This window comes from Bradyrhizobium stylosanthis (assembly GCF_001641335.1).
Classification (GTDB): domain Bacteria; phylum Pseudomonadota; class Alphaproteobacteria; order Rhizobiales; family Xanthobacteraceae; genus Bradyrhizobium; species Bradyrhizobium stylosanthis.
Genome location: NZ_LVEM01000004.1, coordinates 868,839 through 883,235 on the forward strand (window position 1 = coordinate 868,839; position 14,397 = coordinate 883,235).

17 protein-coding genes are annotated in these 14,397 nt (G+C 61.2%); 8 read left to right on the top strand and 9 right to left on the bottom strand.

From position 1 onward, the window contains the following. Positions 1-4: 4 nt before the first annotated feature. A complete protein-coding gene (locus tag A7X65_RS30470) occupies positions 5-742 on the bottom strand; it encodes a class I SAM-dependent methyltransferase (protein ID WP_063692255.1) in 738 nt (245 codons plus the stop codon). After that, the gene (locus tag A7X65_RS30475) at positions 739-1,950 is read right to left on the bottom strand and encodes a glycosyltransferase family 4 protein (protein ID WP_063692257.1); all 1,212 of its coding nucleotides are present in this window, start codon (positions 1,948-1,950) and stop codon (positions 739-741) included. The genes A7X65_RS30470 and A7X65_RS30475 overlap by 4 nt, the downstream gene beginning before the upstream one ends. Positions 1,951-2,007: 57 nt before the next feature. Here A7X65_RS30475 and A7X65_RS30480 point away from each other — a divergent pair, with 57 nt between their 5' ends. Then, positions 2,008-3,354 (top strand): cellulase family glycosylhydrolase, encoded by a 1,347-nt coding sequence (locus tag A7X65_RS30480; RefSeq protein WP_063692258.1) that lies wholly within the window; start codon positions 2,008-2,010, stop codon positions 3,352-3,354. A gap of 220 nt (positions 3,355-3,574) precedes the next feature. Here the strand turns inward: A7X65_RS30480 and A7X65_RS30485 are convergent, their stop codons facing one another. Next, positions 3,575-4,999, bottom strand: a complete 1,425-nt coding sequence (locus A7X65_RS30485) for an undecaprenyl-phosphate glucose phosphotransferase (RefSeq protein WP_063692259.1) — start codon at positions 4,997-4,999, stop codon at positions 3,575-3,577. A 345-nt stretch (positions 5,000-5,344) separates the two neighbouring features. Here A7X65_RS30485 and A7X65_RS30490 point away from each other — a divergent pair, with 345 nt between their 5' ends. After that, positions 5,345-5,623, top strand: coding sequence for a hypothetical protein (locus tag A7X65_RS30490; RefSeq protein ID WP_063692260.1), 279 nt, complete (start codon positions 5,345-5,347; stop codon positions 5,621-5,623). A gap of 150 nt (positions 5,624-5,773) precedes the next feature. Next, entirely contained in the window at positions 5,774-6,508 is a 735-nt protein-coding gene (locus A7X65_RS30495) for a metallophosphoesterase family protein (RefSeq protein WP_063692261.1), read from the top strand. 20 nt (positions 6,509-6,528) lie between these two features. Here the strand turns inward: A7X65_RS30495 and A7X65_RS30500 are convergent, their stop codons facing one another. The 3 genes from A7X65_RS30500 to rfbC all read right to left on the bottom strand — a co-directional run bounded on the left by A7X65_RS30500 (position 6,529) and on the right by rfbC (position 8,519). Next, complete coding sequence (locus A7X65_RS30500) at positions 6,529-6,951, bottom strand: hypothetical protein (protein ID WP_063692263.1); 423 nt, start codon at positions 6,949-6,951, stop codon at positions 6,529-6,531. A 115-nt stretch (positions 6,952-7,066) separates the two neighbouring features. Further along, the gene (gene rfbD / locus A7X65_RS30505) at positions 7,067-7,963 is read right to left on the bottom strand and encodes a dTDP-4-dehydrorhamnose reductase (protein WP_063692265.1); all 897 of its coding nucleotides are present in this window, start codon (positions 7,961-7,963) and stop codon (positions 7,067-7,069) included. 1 nt (position 7,964) lies between these two features. Beyond that, positions 7,965-8,519 (bottom strand): dTDP-4-dehydrorhamnose 3,5-epimerase, encoded by a 555-nt coding sequence (rfbC, locus tag A7X65_RS30510; RefSeq protein ID WP_063692267.1) that lies wholly within the window; start codon positions 8,517-8,519, stop codon positions 7,965-7,967. A gap of 87 nt (positions 8,520-8,606) precedes the next feature. Between rfbC and rfbA the strand changes: the two genes are divergently transcribed. The 3 genes from rfbA (at position 8,607) to A7X65_RS30525 (ending at position 10,862) form a co-directional block, all read left to right on the top strand. After that, positions 8,607-9,494, top strand: coding sequence for a glucose-1-phosphate thymidylyltransferase RfbA (rfbA, locus tag A7X65_RS30515; protein ID WP_063692268.1), 888 nt, complete (start codon positions 8,607-8,609; stop codon positions 9,492-9,494). A gap of 13 nt (positions 9,495-9,507) precedes the next feature. Next, the gene (gene rfbB / locus A7X65_RS30520) at positions 9,508-10,572 is read left to right on the top strand and encodes a dTDP-glucose 4,6-dehydratase (RefSeq protein WP_063692270.1); all 1,065 of its coding nucleotides are present in this window, start codon (positions 9,508-9,510) and stop codon (positions 10,570-10,572) included. An 86-nt stretch (positions 10,573-10,658) separates the two neighbouring features. Further along, a complete protein-coding gene (locus tag A7X65_RS30525; RefSeq protein ID WP_063692272.1) occupies positions 10,659-10,862 on the top strand; it encodes a hypothetical protein in 204 nt (67 codons plus the stop codon). 85 nt (positions 10,863-10,947) lie between these two features. Here A7X65_RS30525 and A7X65_RS30530 read toward each other — a convergent pair whose 3' ends face one another. Together A7X65_RS30530 and A7X65_RS42845 are read right to left on the bottom strand one after the other, a co-directional pair. After that, positions 10,948-11,214, bottom strand: a complete 267-nt coding sequence (locus tag A7X65_RS30530) for a hypothetical protein (protein WP_063692627.1) — start codon at positions 11,212-11,214, stop codon at positions 10,948-10,950. Positions 11,215-11,652: 438 nt separating this feature from the next. Next, positions 11,653-11,808, bottom strand: a complete 156-nt coding sequence (locus A7X65_RS42845; protein WP_167358303.1) for a hypothetical protein — start codon at positions 11,806-11,808, stop codon at positions 11,653-11,655. Between the two features lie 692 nt (positions 11,809-12,500). On the opposite strand from A7X65_RS42845, the gene A7X65_RS42850 reads away from it, so the two are divergent. Both A7X65_RS42850 and A7X65_RS30535 read left to right on the top strand, forming a co-directional pair. Further along, positions 12,501-12,674: a hypothetical protein gene (locus tag A7X65_RS42850; protein WP_167358304.1), complete on the top strand. Its 174-nt coding sequence runs from the start codon at positions 12,501-12,503 to the stop codon at positions 12,672-12,674. A 219-nt stretch (positions 12,675-12,893) separates the two neighbouring features. Continuing rightward, on the top strand, positions 12,894-13,262 hold the full coding sequence (locus A7X65_RS30535) for a VanZ family protein (protein ID WP_063692274.1): 369 nt from the start codon (positions 12,894-12,896) through the stop codon (positions 13,260-13,262). Here the strand turns inward: A7X65_RS30535 and A7X65_RS30540 are convergent. Further along, positions 13,210-14,364, bottom strand: a complete 1,155-nt coding sequence (locus A7X65_RS30540; protein WP_082885114.1) for an acyltransferase family protein — start codon at positions 14,362-14,364, stop codon at positions 13,210-13,212. The genes A7X65_RS30535 and A7X65_RS30540 overlap by 53 nt on opposite strands. Positions 14,365-14,397: the final 33 nt, after the last annotated feature.

Genomic DNA, 14,397 nt, shown 5'->3' on the forward strand with positions numbered 1-14,397 from the left:
GGGCTTAGGCCGGCTTCGAACGGCTGAGGACCATGAGGGACCATCCGCCCACGAGCCGAACCGTGGCGTCGGGAGCGGCACGAAACGCCAATCGCCGCGGCCATGCGGCCAGCCGCTTCTTCCAGGTCTTGTACGACTGGTCGATGGCCCAGGCCGTATAGAAGCTGTCGATCGTCTCCAGGCCCGCCTCCGCGACCATCGACAGCGCGCTGTCCCGCGAGAAATAATGGATATGCCCCAGTGCGCGACGGGCTTCGGGCAACACCCAGCCGCGCCCGACTGCGAGAGCATTCATGTCGAGCGGAATGTGGGTGACCTGCCAGCGCGACATCGTCTGCATCGCCCTGAGGAATTCGAAGGGATTTTCGACGTGCTCCACAACGTCGATCGCCATGGTCACGTCGAACTGCTTCCCGCTTTGGAAAGCATTCTCCATGCTGAAGCTCAGGTTGTCGGACGCCCGTTTGCGCGAGAGGTCGTGGGCATAGGGCGAGACCTCAAATCCTTCCATCCGCGATTGCGGGTAGTTCTTGGAGAGGATTCCGACGATCGCACCCGTCCCGCAGCCGATGTCGGCAAGCGTGCTCCACTGGATGTTGTTACGCTCCAGGATCGTCCGGATATGCGCAGCCTTCCACGGCGCGTCGTCCTCGTGCCAGTCCGGATTGTCGACCGCGTAGTCGTCCTGGCTGTACCTGCTTGTTGCGCCGGCCACCGGCTGCTCAGTCGAGTGGGAGTTCATGCCGGTTGCGTCCTCACTTTTTCGTAGAAGGCAACAACGCGCCGCCCCAGAGTATCCTGATCGAATTCCTGCATGGCTGCGTCGGCGCTGTCCTTGTACGCGTCGAGACGCTCCGGATGATCGAGGATTCCCTCTATCGCCGCGCTCCAGGCTCTTACATCGCCGGCCTCCACAAGGACACCGTTTTTCTCGTGTGTCACGAGCTCCGGTATTCCGCCCGCGTTGCTTCCCATGACGGGAAGGCCGCGCCCGAGAGCCTCGATGATCACGCCGGGCGAATTTTCGAACCATACGGAGGGCACGAGAAGAAGGTCGCTCTGCATCATCCGGTTGGTGACGTCCTGGACCGAAACATGCCCGGTGAATTCGAGCCAGCGATGATGGCCAAAGCGCCGCTTGAGATCGTCTTCGCTGGGGCCGGTTCCCACCAGCGTCAGCTTGAACTCGTGCCGGGCCGCCAGCGGCTCGATGGCCTCGAGCAGAACGTACAATCCTTTGGATTCATGCAGACGTCCGACATACAGGAAACGGATGATCCCGGACAGGCTTCTCTCGACCGTCGGCGTCGGCGATTTGTTGGGATTGAGGATATGGGCCTGGGCCCATCGCTGAAGCGGCTGAAGCGCCGACAAACGGCGAAGAATGGCGAGCGAAGGCGACACAAAGCCCAGCCGTGGAACGGAGCGGAGGAAGGCGAGTTTCGCCCTGGACGAAAACGCGCATGGCGCGCAGAGGCTTTCGCATTCCCGGCCGTTCCTAAACATCGCCATCCTCACGCAGGCGAGGCTCAGATCGTGCAGCGTGATGACGACCGGGATGTTCCTCGCACCGATCACGCGAAGGGCATTCCAGCCGAGGCCCTGCAGGACGTGGATACTGACCAGATCGGGGCTAAATTCGTCGAGCACCTGACGCATGATCCGTTCGTTACGCGGATCAAAATGGTCTTGAAGATGCCAGACGGATTTCTGTAAACCGCCTTTCTGAGCCGCTTCAAACACGGTGTACGGCCGAGGCATATGAAAGCGCCAGACCTTGAGATCGTCAACGATCGCCCCCCTCACCTCGTCCGCGGGCGTCGGCGCTGTGCTCAGGACTGCGATCTCATGGCCGTTCGCATGGAGCCACGCCGCCAGATTGCGCGCGGAAATTTCGGCTCCACCTTGGACAAAGGGGGGAAAGAAGGCTGAGACGAAGAGAATCCGCATGTACGTTCGTTACCTGACACAATAGAGGCGAAGATGGTCCGAGCTGCGAAAATTGGGTTGGCGGTTGCATTCATCGCAGCAGGTCTGCTCTTCAGCAAAATCTATGCTGCCAATCAAACGACATCCTTCTGGGTTGGCAAGCAGCCGTTGCCCGAGCGGGCCGAGCGGCCGATCATCGGTCTTGGCGTGCACTTCGGGATAGGGGGAGAATATGGCTATTCTCCTCAAAAGTCTGCGCAGGTGTTGCGTTCCGATGCCTTCGATTCAGTCAGGGACGATCTTGCCTGGAGCCTGTTTCAGGCCGCGCCGCTGCCCGGCGGCGGGTCAACGCCAGTTGCCCGCGAGCCAGCCAAGCTGTTCTCTTTTCTCGACCAGACCCAGGCAAAGCCATTGCTCATCCTGGGTCACCCAAATCCGCTCGTTCCCGATGGTCAGCCTCCGCTGACCGATGTCGGCCGAAAGAGTTTCGCCGACTTTGCGGCGAAAGCCGTTGTGGCCACCGCCAAGCGTAACCCGATCTACGAGATCTGGAACGAATGGAATATGAACGCCGTGCTGGGGCGCCCTTTCCTGGTCGGTGAAGGCGATCCGAGCGATCCGCGCGCGGCGGCCAATTACTCCGCGCTCGCGAAGGAAGCGGTTGCCAAGATACGCAGCGTAGCGCCTCAGGCACAGGTGCTGGTCGGTGCGGTCGGAATGGACCCGGACTGGAAATGGACCATGGCGCTCGTCCGGTCCGGAGCGCTGGAAGGTGCGAGCGGCTTGTCCGTTCACATCTACAATCATTGCGAGCGCGAGGTGTCCAACCGCACTGCCGAGGCTGCGATACGTCAGGTCAGCGCCTTGCGGAAGTTGCTGGACGCGGCCGGATCGAACCTCCCCGTCTACGTCACGGAGGTCGGTTGGCCGACGACGTCGAAGATGTGCCCCATCTCCACGCAAACGGCCGCGAACAATATCGCACAATTCCTGCTGTGGACGGCGGCCACGCCCTGGATGAAAGGCGCCTGGGTCTACCAGATGAAGGATCAAGGTCAGGATCCCGCCGCTCTCGAAGACAATTTCGGCCTGTACGACTACGCCTACGCGCCAAAGCCCGCGGCATGCGCAACCCGCGAGGCCATTCGCGTCATCAAGGCCGCGGGCCCGATGAGGCTCGAGCAACCCTCCCCCGGGCTCTTCGTCATCGAGACGACGACATCGGCAGGGAAGCAGCTGATTGCCTGGACCGCGCAAGACAACTCGTCGGCGACGCTTGAACTTCCGGGCGGCACAGAAGCGGAATTCGCGCCACTATGCCAGCAAGGGACGAAGTCGAACACGATACGGCTGGGGCCCACCCCCGTCGTCATCAACCTGCCGACGACAGCTCCCTTCGAGGTGAAGGCCACATTGGATCGCTGATCCGAGGTCGGCAGCTTTTCCCCGGAGGTGCCCAGCCAAGCTCAGCACTTCGGGGAGAATGGTTTCTACATGAAGATGACGAAGCGCGATGCAGGCGCCAGCCGCGTTGCAGGCGACGCCGGCAAGACGCGGCAGGACGACACTTCGGCGAGCGTTGAGGAATATCAGCTCTCAGCAGCTGGCCTTCACCAGCGGCTGACCAGCGACCTGCAGCGGGCCGTCAGTAGGCTTCCTGATGGACCAGGGCCAGGGCCGTCTTGAAGATGATCTTGATGTCGAGCCAGATGCTCCAGTTGCTGACGTACCAGACATCATACTCGACGCGCTTTTCCATCAGATCGATCGTCGGCGTCTCACCGCGGAATCCATTGACCTGGGCCCAACCCGTCAGGCCCGGCTTCATGTGGTGGCGGTAGACGTAATTGCTGATCATCGGATCGTAATAGTTGTCATGCGCGAGCGCGTGCGGGCGCGGTCCGACCAGGGACATCTCGCCGCGCAGAACGTTCCAGAGCTGCGGGAGCTCGTCGATGCTGGTCCGCCGCAGCACGCGGCCGACACGGGTCACGCGCGCATCGCTCTTGGTCGCCTGCGTGACGACATGGCCGTTCTCGGCCACCGTCATCGAGCGGAACTTCCAGATCTCGAACTGCTTGCCGTTGAAGCCGCGGCGCGACTGCTTGAAGATGATCTTGCCCTTCGAATCCAGCTTGATCATGATCGCCGCCGTCACCAGCAGCGGCGCCAGCAGCAACAGCGCGAACGAGGCCAGTCCGATGTCGAGGCAGCGCTTCTGCGCCTGCTCGAACACGCTGAGCGGCGCACGCTGGATCTCGATCGCGACCGTGCCGCTGACGGGCTGGAACGGACGCGAGACCAGATCGGCGATCGGGAAATCGGGCAGAAGGCGGATCGGCTGAGGCACGACACGCAGGTGCTGGCTCAGCTTCTGGAGAAGAGGCATCTCGTCCCAGTCGATGACCAGGAGATATTCTTCCACGTCCGCGGTCCGGGCCTGGCGAATGATGTCGCGGATCTCGCGCTCCCAACCCGCACCATCTTCGGAGGGCTCGAGCACGAAATGCCGCACGACGTTGAAGCCGTGCTTGCGCAGATCCTTGAAGCGGGTCGAGGTGAAGTCGAGCGGCTTGAGGCTCAGCAGCACGACCTTGCGGTCGACGAGACGGCCCTTGGCGTAGCTCGACGTGAGGGCGAGGCGCCAGAACACACGAAGCCCGCCGAGGGCCATGACGCCGGTCGCAGCGAACAACAGCGTGGTGCCGCGCGACAGCTCGGCGGAGGATTTCAGCAGGAACGCCTCGACCGCCAGGATGGTCAGCGAGATCAGCCAGATGGCCAGCGTCTTGCGCAGCTGCCAGACGGTGCTGAGCAGGCGATGGTGGTCGTAGACGCCCTGGAAGTAAGCGATGGTGACGAACACCGCGCCGACGACGAGCCCGGCGCCGACGGATGAATCCTGCTCGGCCACGAGCACGCGATAGAGGCCGCTCGCGACGAAGTAGCTGAACAGCACCGCAGCGAAGTCACCGGCGATGAGCGCAATCTGGAGAGGTCTTTGAAGGGCACCGCGCCGATTCGATATAACCGAATAGTAGTTTTCCGAACCGTAAGTTGCTACAGCCATCCGAACCTCGCTGCCTCGTCACGCACTCGCAGTCGATACTGCGAGCAAATCGATCCAAATTTTAAACGCGCGCCGAAGTATATCTTAACTAAACAAAGCGACATTGCGGCAGTGCAATGGAAAAATCAAATCGATTTTTATGCATCGCAGCACCGCAACGATGGAATGCACAAACGACTGTCACACACGTGACAATTATGCGGGCAACTCGCCACGATTATCGACAAATCGCGTCATATGCGCGCAGCGCGACGCGCGCATTTGAACGACTGTTCAACCATGCCGCTTAAGCCGTTATTAGCGCGCGGCCATTAACACTCGCGACCAATTCGTGGGAGTTGTGTCGTGAGTACGGTTGCCGTTTTCAGCTTGTTGATCGGATCGTTGCTGGGAGGCCGATTCCGAATCTTCATTCTTCCGCCCGCCATCGTGTTCGGTGCAGCGATCCTTGGCTCGGGCCTGCTGTGGCACGGACATGATTCGGCCTACGTCGTTGCCGCGATTCTCGTTTTCGCAACGGTGCTCCAGCTTGGCTATTTTTGTGGCGCCGCTCTGGTGCGCGCACGAACAGCCGCCTATCGCGAGAAGGCCGCGCCGTCGTTCGACAGCCGCGGCTTCGGCTAGCGGGGCCTCGACACGCCGGGGATTGGCGTTTCCACGAGCACCGATCAATCTCCGCCGGCCAGAAGCCGGGAAAAAGCGGCAAGTGGTCTTTCGTTTTCGTCGATACCATATTGACATCCGGGGCGAAGCTCTCTGAAAGAGTTGCACCCCATGGTCACGACTGCGCCCAAAAATTCGCCACGGCCGAAGCTCCCGAACGGCGTGCGCATCTATGCGATCGCCGACATCCACGGATGCGCGCATCTGCTCGAGCAGATGTTCGCCGTGATCGATGCGGACATGGCCAACAGCCGGCCTTATCGCGCCATCGAGGTGTTCCTCGGCGACTACATCGATCGCGGACCGGACTCGCGCCACACCCTCGACCTCCTGATCCAGCGCAGCCGCCGCCGTAACACCGTGTTTCTGAAGGGCAATCACGAGGCCTATTTCACCTCGGTGCTGGAGGACCCCGCGCGCGCCACCGAATGGTTTCAGTTCGGCGGCATCCAGACCATGATGTCCTACGGCGTGTCGGCCGCGCCCGGCCTCAGCAAGGACGAGCAGGCCGACCTGGTGCGCGAGCTCACATCCGTCATGCCGCCGGAGCACATCGCGTTCCTGCGCCAGCTGCGGCCGACCTTCACATGCGGCGATTTCTTCTTCGTCCATGCCGGGGTGCGCCCGGGCATCCCGCTCTCCGAACAGCGCGAGTCCGATTTGCTGTGGATCAGGGACGAATTTCTCCAGAGCAAGCGGCGCTTCGGCAAATACGTCGTGCACGGCCACACGCCGGTGCGGCAGGCCGAGCTGCTGGAGAACCGCGCCAACATCGATACCGGCGCCTATGCGACCGGGAATCTGACGCTGCTGTCCATCCAGGGCAACAGCATGCTCGCGATCTAGCGGGCCGCGCCCGCTGGATCCTAGTTGGTGGAGCTTGCCGGAGGCTTGTATTCCGGAAACCGGCTCAGCATTGCCGCCTTCAGGAACTTGAAATGAGCGATGGAGGCGCCGAGCTCCTTGAGCCGGCGCTGGCCGTTCAGGATTTCCTTGTCGAACAAATCCTGGTGATGGTTGTCCAGCGCCTCGCGCTCGAGATATTCGTCGTCGCCGTTGCCGAAGGTCACGGCCGCGCGTGCCAGCACGTCTTCCACCCGGCGGTTCAGGCCCGACTGCTCCCGCTCCGCTGCGTGGAGAGCGTCCTCGATCGCGCTCATGATGGCTTCGATGCGGGTGCGATCGGTTTCCGCGTCCCGCTCGGGCGAGCGCGCCCGGAACGTCTGCTCTCCGGCGAAGCGATCTTTCAGGAAGTTATGGGTGCGGGCCCGCAGGAAGAGCTGGAACATGCGTGCATTTCCGGGTTGAAGCGCCAAACCAGAAAATGGCTCCGAGATGGTTAACAAACACTGAAGTCCCCGGATCATCCGCCCCGTTCGAGGGACGGCGCGGAGACAGAGGCCATCACATTGTTGCCTTCAGAGCGTCCAACTCGCGATCGAGCGCCTGCTGCCAGGTCGGCATCGCAATATCGAACTGCTCCCGCAGACGCGTCAGGTCCAGGCGGGAATTGGAGGGGCGCTTCGCCTTGACCGGAAATTCGCACGAAGCGATTGGAACGATCTGCTTCACGGCGAATTGCGTTCCGCGCGCCTTCAGCCCGGAGACGATCGCGCTCGCAAAGCCGTGCCAGCTTGTCTCGCCGGCGCAGACAAGATTGACGACCCCGCCCCGCTTTTCGAACATTGGGGCAACATCCTCGTCTGCCGGCTGCAGCACCGCAACCATCGCGCGAGCGATCGCATCCGCAGTTGTAGGCGCGCCAATCTGATCGGCGACAATCCGCAGTTCTTCCCGTTCTCCCGCCAGCCGCACGATCGTCTTGAGAAAATTCGCGCCCGTCGCGGCATAGACCCACGATGTGCGCGCGATGAGATGAGGTCCATCTGCCCCGGCAATCGCGAGATCGCCGGCAAGCTTGCTCTCGCCATACACAGAAAGCGGACGCGGAGCGCTGTCCTCGCGCCACGGACGCTCGCCCGAGCCGTCGAAAACATAATCAGTCGAGAAGTGCACCAGCGGGACGCGGCGGCGCGCGGCCCATTGGGCCATGACTCCAGGTGATTCCGCGTTGACCCGAAACGCCGTCTCGCGCTCGTCTTCGGCGCGATCGACGGCCGTGTAAGCCGCGGGATTGATGATCAGATCCGGCCCGATCGAGTCCAGCTTTTCAGCGAGGCTCGCCGGTTGCGACAGGTCAAACGTCTCGCGCGTCGGCGCGACGATGTTCGCGCGATCCTGAAGCAATCGCCGCAGCGCGCCGCCGACTTGCCCGCCGGCGCCAGTCAGAAGAATTTTCATGTCAGACCTCGCCGTAGCGGGGGAGCCCCTTCACGTCCGCCAGCAGCGGCGCATCGGCATCCTTGGGCGAAAGTGACGGTTCTGCGACACCCCAGTCGATGCCGATCGCCGGATCGTTCCAGCGCACGGAGATTTCATCCTTCGGACTGTAGAGTTCGTCGCATTTGTAGAAGAAATCGGCCGTCTCGGAGAGAACGGCAAAACCGTGAGCGAAGCCACGAGGAACCCACAATTGCCTGCGATTGTCTTCGCTCAGTTCAACGGCAACATGCCGCCCAAAGTTTGGGCTGCCCACACGGACATCAACTGCAACATCCAGAACACGACCACGCAGCACCGTGACAAGCTTGCCCTGCGTCACGGGATTTTGCAGATGCAAGCCACGCAGCACCCCGAAACGCGAGCGCGAGAGATTGTCCTGCACGAACGGGCGCGTAATGCCGTTCTGCGCGTATCGCTCGAATTGATAGGACTCCAGGAAGAAGCCGCGTTGATCGCCGAACAGCTTCGGCTCGACGATCAGAACTTCGGGTAGATGTGTCGTGAGAACGTTCATTCGCAAGGCTTCAGCTTCAGCATCGACAATAATCTTGTGCAGCGCACTCTATCTGATATTTTCGCGCTCGCAAACCAGAGAGGACCGATGAAGGGAATAATACTCGCTGGCGGAACAGGTTCGCGCCTTTATCCCGTCACGACTGTGGTGTCGAAACAACTGCTTCCGGTTTTTGACAAGCCGATGATCTATTATCCGCTGTCAGCTCTGATGCTTGCTGGAATCCGCGACATCCTCATCATCTCCACGCCGCAGGACAAGCCGCTGTTTCAGCGTCTGCTTGGCGACGGAACGGATATCGGCCTCAAATTTTCGTATGCGTCGCAGGAAACTCCGCGCGGCCTCGCTGACGCCTTCATTGTCGGACGCGAGTTCGTAGGACAAGATTCGGTCGCACTTGTCCTCGGAGACAATATCTTCTACGGACACGGACTTCCGGAACTGCTCGCCAAGGCTGCGGCACGCCCGAGCGGCGCCACGATCTTCGGCTACGTCGTCAACACACCCGAGCAATATGGCGTGGTCGAATTCGGCCCCGACGGACGCGCGCGCTCGATCGAAGAGAAGCCCGTGCAGCCGAAGTCGAATGTTGCCGTGACCGGTCTCTATTTCTACGACAATCGCGTGGTCGACATCGCCGCGAAGATCAAGCCTTCCGCGCGCGGAGAGATCGAGATCACCGACGTGAACAACGCATATCTCGACAGCGGCGACCTGTTCGTCGAGGTGCTCGGGCGCGGATTTGCCTGGCTCGACACCGGAACGCATGCCTCCCTGGTCGAAGCCAGTCACTTCGTGCAGATCCTGGAACAGCGACAGGGACTGCGCATCGCTTGCCCGGAAGAAATCGCACTTCGGCGCGGCTACATTTCCCTGGACGCCTTCACGAAGGTTGCCGAGAAGACCGCCAAGAGCAGCTACGGCCAATATCTGCAATCGGTGGCGCGCTCCTTCGCCGCTCACGGTCTGAACTGAGGCAAGGCGACACATGCGTTTTGAAGGCTCCACGATCTTCGTCACCGGCGGTGCAGGTTTCATCGGCTCGGCAGTCGTCCGGCATCTTCTCCGCGATACGAATGCGCGCGTCGTCAACATCGACAAGCTCACTTACGCGGCGAATCTCGAGTCGATCCCGAATGCCGCCGGCAATCCGCGCTATGCGTTCGAGAAGCAGTGTATCTGCGAAGGACAATCGCTGCGGAAGCTGTTCGAACGGTACCAGCCCGTCGCGGTGATGAATCTGGCGGCCGAAAGCCACGTCGATCGCTCGATCGACGGTCCCGGCGAATTCATCCAGACCAACATCGTGGGTACGTTCACGCTGCTGCAGGAAGCCCTGCGGTACTGGAAAGGCCTGTCCCCGGATCGCCGTTCGCGATTCCGCTTCCTTCACATCTCGACCGACGAGGTGTTCGGCTCGCTCGGCAAGGACGGTTACTTCACGGAAACAACCGCTTATGCACCGAACTCGCCCTACTCGGCGAGCAAGGCCTCGTCCGATCATCTGGTCCGCGCCTGGCGCGAGACCTACGAACTGCCGACGATGATCACGAACTGCTCGAACAATTACGGGCCCTATCACTTCCCCGAGAAGCTCATTCCCCACATGATCATCAAGGGGCTCGCCGAGGAAGCGTTGCCGGTTTATGGCGACGGGCAGAACATTCGAGACTGGCTCTACGTCGAGGATCATGCCAAGGCGCTTGCGCTGGTGCTAGAGCGGGGCGTGGTCGGCGAAACCTACAATGTCGGCGGCCGAAATGAGCGCAGCAACCTCCACGTCGTGGAAGGCATCTGCGATCTGCTCGACGAAATCTCGCCGTCCGGGTCCGGTTCTCGGCGGGAGCTGATTGCTTTCGTCCCCGATCGCCCGGGCCACGATCGCCGTTACGCGATCGATGCCTCCAAGCTCGAGAACCAGCTCGGATGGCGCGCGGACGAGAATTTCGAGAGCGGCCTCGCCAAGACGGTCAAATGGTTCGTCGACAATCGGATCTGGTGGGAGAACATTCTCGGTCGCGGCTATCAGCAGAAGCGCATCGGCCTCGGCTGACCGCATCGACGTCCCTTTGCGAAGGGCCGAGCGGACATGCAGGACATGGGCGGGTTCTCCGCCCATGATCCGAAGGCGGCGCAGGAATGGACGAATACTATTTCGTGTGGATCCGCGGCCTCGACGGACGTCCGAAGCCGCAGATCTGGGCCGCTGATCAATTTGACGGACCTGAATGGAGATTTCGGCGCGTCATCGCGCGGCGCGTCCTCGTTGCCGAGGAACGCCGGGTGGGCGTGGATGGCGTTGCGAAGCTTTTTCCAGCGCCACCCAACCAGGATGACTGCTGACTGCTCGGCTTGACAGGCCTGCAAGGCCATTTGCTCGTTCGAATGCGCGAAGGGATCAAGCGCCGCACGCGGCTCCGTGATCGGACTATGGATTGGTCGGTGCGTGTTGCACCTTCCATGTCTTCCAGGCGCCCTCATGCTTCTCGTAGAGCTCCAGCCAGCGCTGCTCACCGGCAGCGTGCCAGATGTCACGGCCGCGGAGCTCGTCCTGGCCGTCCTCCGGATCGAGAACCAACTTGCTGTCAAGCCGCTCGAATTCGAATGTTTCCTCCGAGGTCAGACCGATCAGAACGCGCCGGCCCGTGCCATCGACGAAATATCGCCGGTGCGCGTTGTTCGTAGGCCTGGTCATCGCAGCCTCCAATCATGCCGAGACGGCGGTGGCGGAGGCTGACGATTCCGCATGTTCGGACGCGGAATGACAACCAGCCACACCATCGATCGCGTCAATGGTTGTATTTCCTCAGAATGCTCGCCATCCTCGCGCCGGCGACGCACTCTGCGGGGACAAGGCCGGATCATAAGGCTGATAGAGCGGATGACGCACCCTGCGCCGGCGCGATCGCCAGGCGCGCGTCGCATAGCCTCCGCCAAAGCCGGCGAGAATCGAGAGCAGGATCGCAGCTACAATCATTCTGACTTCTTCCACTTGCCCAGCGCGCTGTCTTCGTGACGCAGCATTCTCAGCTTCGAGTTGTGTCGACATCATGATGGGCGTCGCTGATTTTGTCGCCATGCCGGGATGTTTTTTCGGCATCACAATGCATGCGAAGTGATCGCTTCGACTGCGTTAGCCGAAGAACCAGAGAAAGAATCTCACCAGCAACAGCGTGATGAAATAGACCCACCCTGCCATCGCGATCAGCGCGACGCCGAAAAACACGCCTTCAAATGCCCGTTCTCTCAGCCTGGTGAGAGGGAACGCCGCTCGCGCTTTCTGAAGCATCTTGGTTTTCTGGAAGGTCCGTTGTTGTTTGCGCGATCATAGCCGGGTGAATTGGACGATCTCGTGACGACACGCTGAGTTCAACGCAATGCTGCTCGTCGAGACCGGTGTAGTGTGCTCACTTTGCAACTGCTCCATCACAAGCTGCATTGTTGTGATTATGACGGTCGTGGGCTCGATCGTGATTCGCTCGCGTCGACGGCTACCGGTTTGTCGCGTGGCGCGCGCGGCAGCTAATCCGAATTTTGCGCGGAGCCGACGGTCATGGCGGCGAGGAGCAAACCGTCCTTGCCGCCATCGCTCGCAGACGTGAGGTGCGTATCGAAGATGCGCCGCGGAATCCCGAGCGGATCCAGCTGGCGCCGGCGTACCCGTCGTCCAATGGACGTTCGAGATCGAACTTCGAGGCTGGACGTGGCGGCAGATGAACCTTGATCGAGATCGAGGCTGCGCGGATCGGCCTCTGCCGTCGGAAATGCCCGTGGTTATACGGAGCGACACGCGTCGATTCATGCCGGTAAGGTTGAGCAGTTAGCTTAATTCTCGTTGCTTGTTGCGAAGTCTCTCCCATCGCTTATCCATTTACGCACCGGGCTTCCCCCAAGGCCCGGCCCCACCCAAGCAAGGCCGTCGAGCGCACATGGTCCGCTTGGCGGCTTTGTCTTTATTGCAGTGAGAGGAATATTTCGGTTATGGCGCGCAAGCCCTGGTCGTTCAAGGAAGACCGCCGGCTCATGGAGTTGGCAAAGTCGTCGGCTTCGCTGGAAGAGGCGGCGAGACAGCTCGGGCGATCGCCCGACGCAATCAAGCGCATGGCTCTGCGGCTCGGCCTGTCACTGAAATCGAAGGCGACGAAGAAGGGCTGAGGGCGCCGAGGACGATCCTGCCCATGCCGGCGCAACGGCACGGTTGCCTCGATGCAGGTTTCGGGTCTACGAGCGCCGTCGCTGCGCAGCCTTCGACAAGCCCAAAAGCCATGATGCCATTTTGAACAGCGGTTCAAGCACGCGAACCTTTCTTCCGATCCTTAACGATATTCACGGCTTTCGGAAGCATTGCCCGGGCCGGGCGACTATGATGCTGCGATGCGCCAGAATCATCTCATTGCAGCTGCAGTCATCTGCCTTGTGCTGATCGTCTACGCCACGCTCGTCAAGCTCGCTGGCAGACCGGCGCTCATCGGACACGCTGAAGCCTATTGGGTCGTGGTGATCGAACGGTTCAGCGCCTACGGGCTGCTGGGCTTTCTGCTAGCCTTCCTGTTGCCGGGCCGCATCAGGCTGGCCTGCGCTTTCGTGATTACCGTCGCGGTCGCGCTCGAGGTCTTCCAGGCGCTGACGCCCGACCGCGATCCCCGCTTCATCGATGTGCTCCAAAAGGCCGCCGGCGGCGCCGTCGGCGTTATTCTCGCCCAGACAATTCTGGCTTTCCTGCCGAGGCCGCCGCCGTCGTAGCAGGAAGCACCTGCGCGACCCAGGTGCTGCCGGTCACGGGAACCGTACGCGGCGAACGCACGCGCTCGATCCAGGAGCCGAGCCAATCACGCGCCGGCTGATCGACGAATTTCGTCGCGGCATAAGCCGCGCCGAGGCAGGTGATCACCTCCAGCACGATCGAAAAGGCGAGCGCAGTCTTGCCGAGGGCGAGCTTGTCCTGAAAATAGAAGAAGACGCGCGTGATTGGGTAGTGCACCGCGTACAGCGGATAGGAAAGCTCGCCGACGAAGCTGCAGGCCTGTCTCCAGCCCGGCGGCACGGTCGTCGCGGCGCTCCTCCATATCAAAAGCGGGAATACGACAAGAACACATGCAATATCATAGATCGGGTGCAGGGGCAGGGGTACGAACAGCACCGCGATCAAGACCGCGACCGAGATGATGGCCGTCCTCCCGCTGACGGTCGGCGCCGTTCCGATCCGCGACATGAGGACGCCGGCGAAGAACGAGAAGCCGACACGGAGGAAACCAGCGGAGATTTCTCCGGTTCTCGCCCCCAGTTCGAGATCGCCCTGTTGGAGCGATATCACCACCAGACCGCCCCCGCAGAGAACCACGAGGATTGAGAGTACCGGTAGGCGCAGCCACCGGAACGCGAAGCCGTATGCGGCATTTGCCACCACTTCATAGAAGAGCGACCAGAGCGGCCCATCGAATGGAAAGATGGAAGCCGTCAGGGGCATTCGGCCAAAGGGCAAAAGGAGCAGACCGAACGCCAGCACCAGGGCCATGTTGCTCAGGTCCAGCGCATGCCCCCTCAGGAGGCTGCCCGTCGCAACAAATGCGCCGACAAGGGTGCCCAGGACGATCATCGGCCAAAGGCGGACGAAACGCACCAACAGGAATTCAAGCCTGTACGACGGATCTTCCAGCCGCGCGCCGTAGGCACGATCGATGACGAAGCCGCTCAGAAGGAAGAAGAAGTCAACGGCAACATAGGCGTGGCTCGCCATGCCGGCGATCTCGAGCGATCCGGCAATATGGTAGAGCACTACGGCGAAAGATGCGATGGCGCGATAGAGATCTAGAATCGGATAGTGCCGGCTTCCCCGAGGTATCATCGCTCACACGCGCTATTCGGAAACACGTAAAAA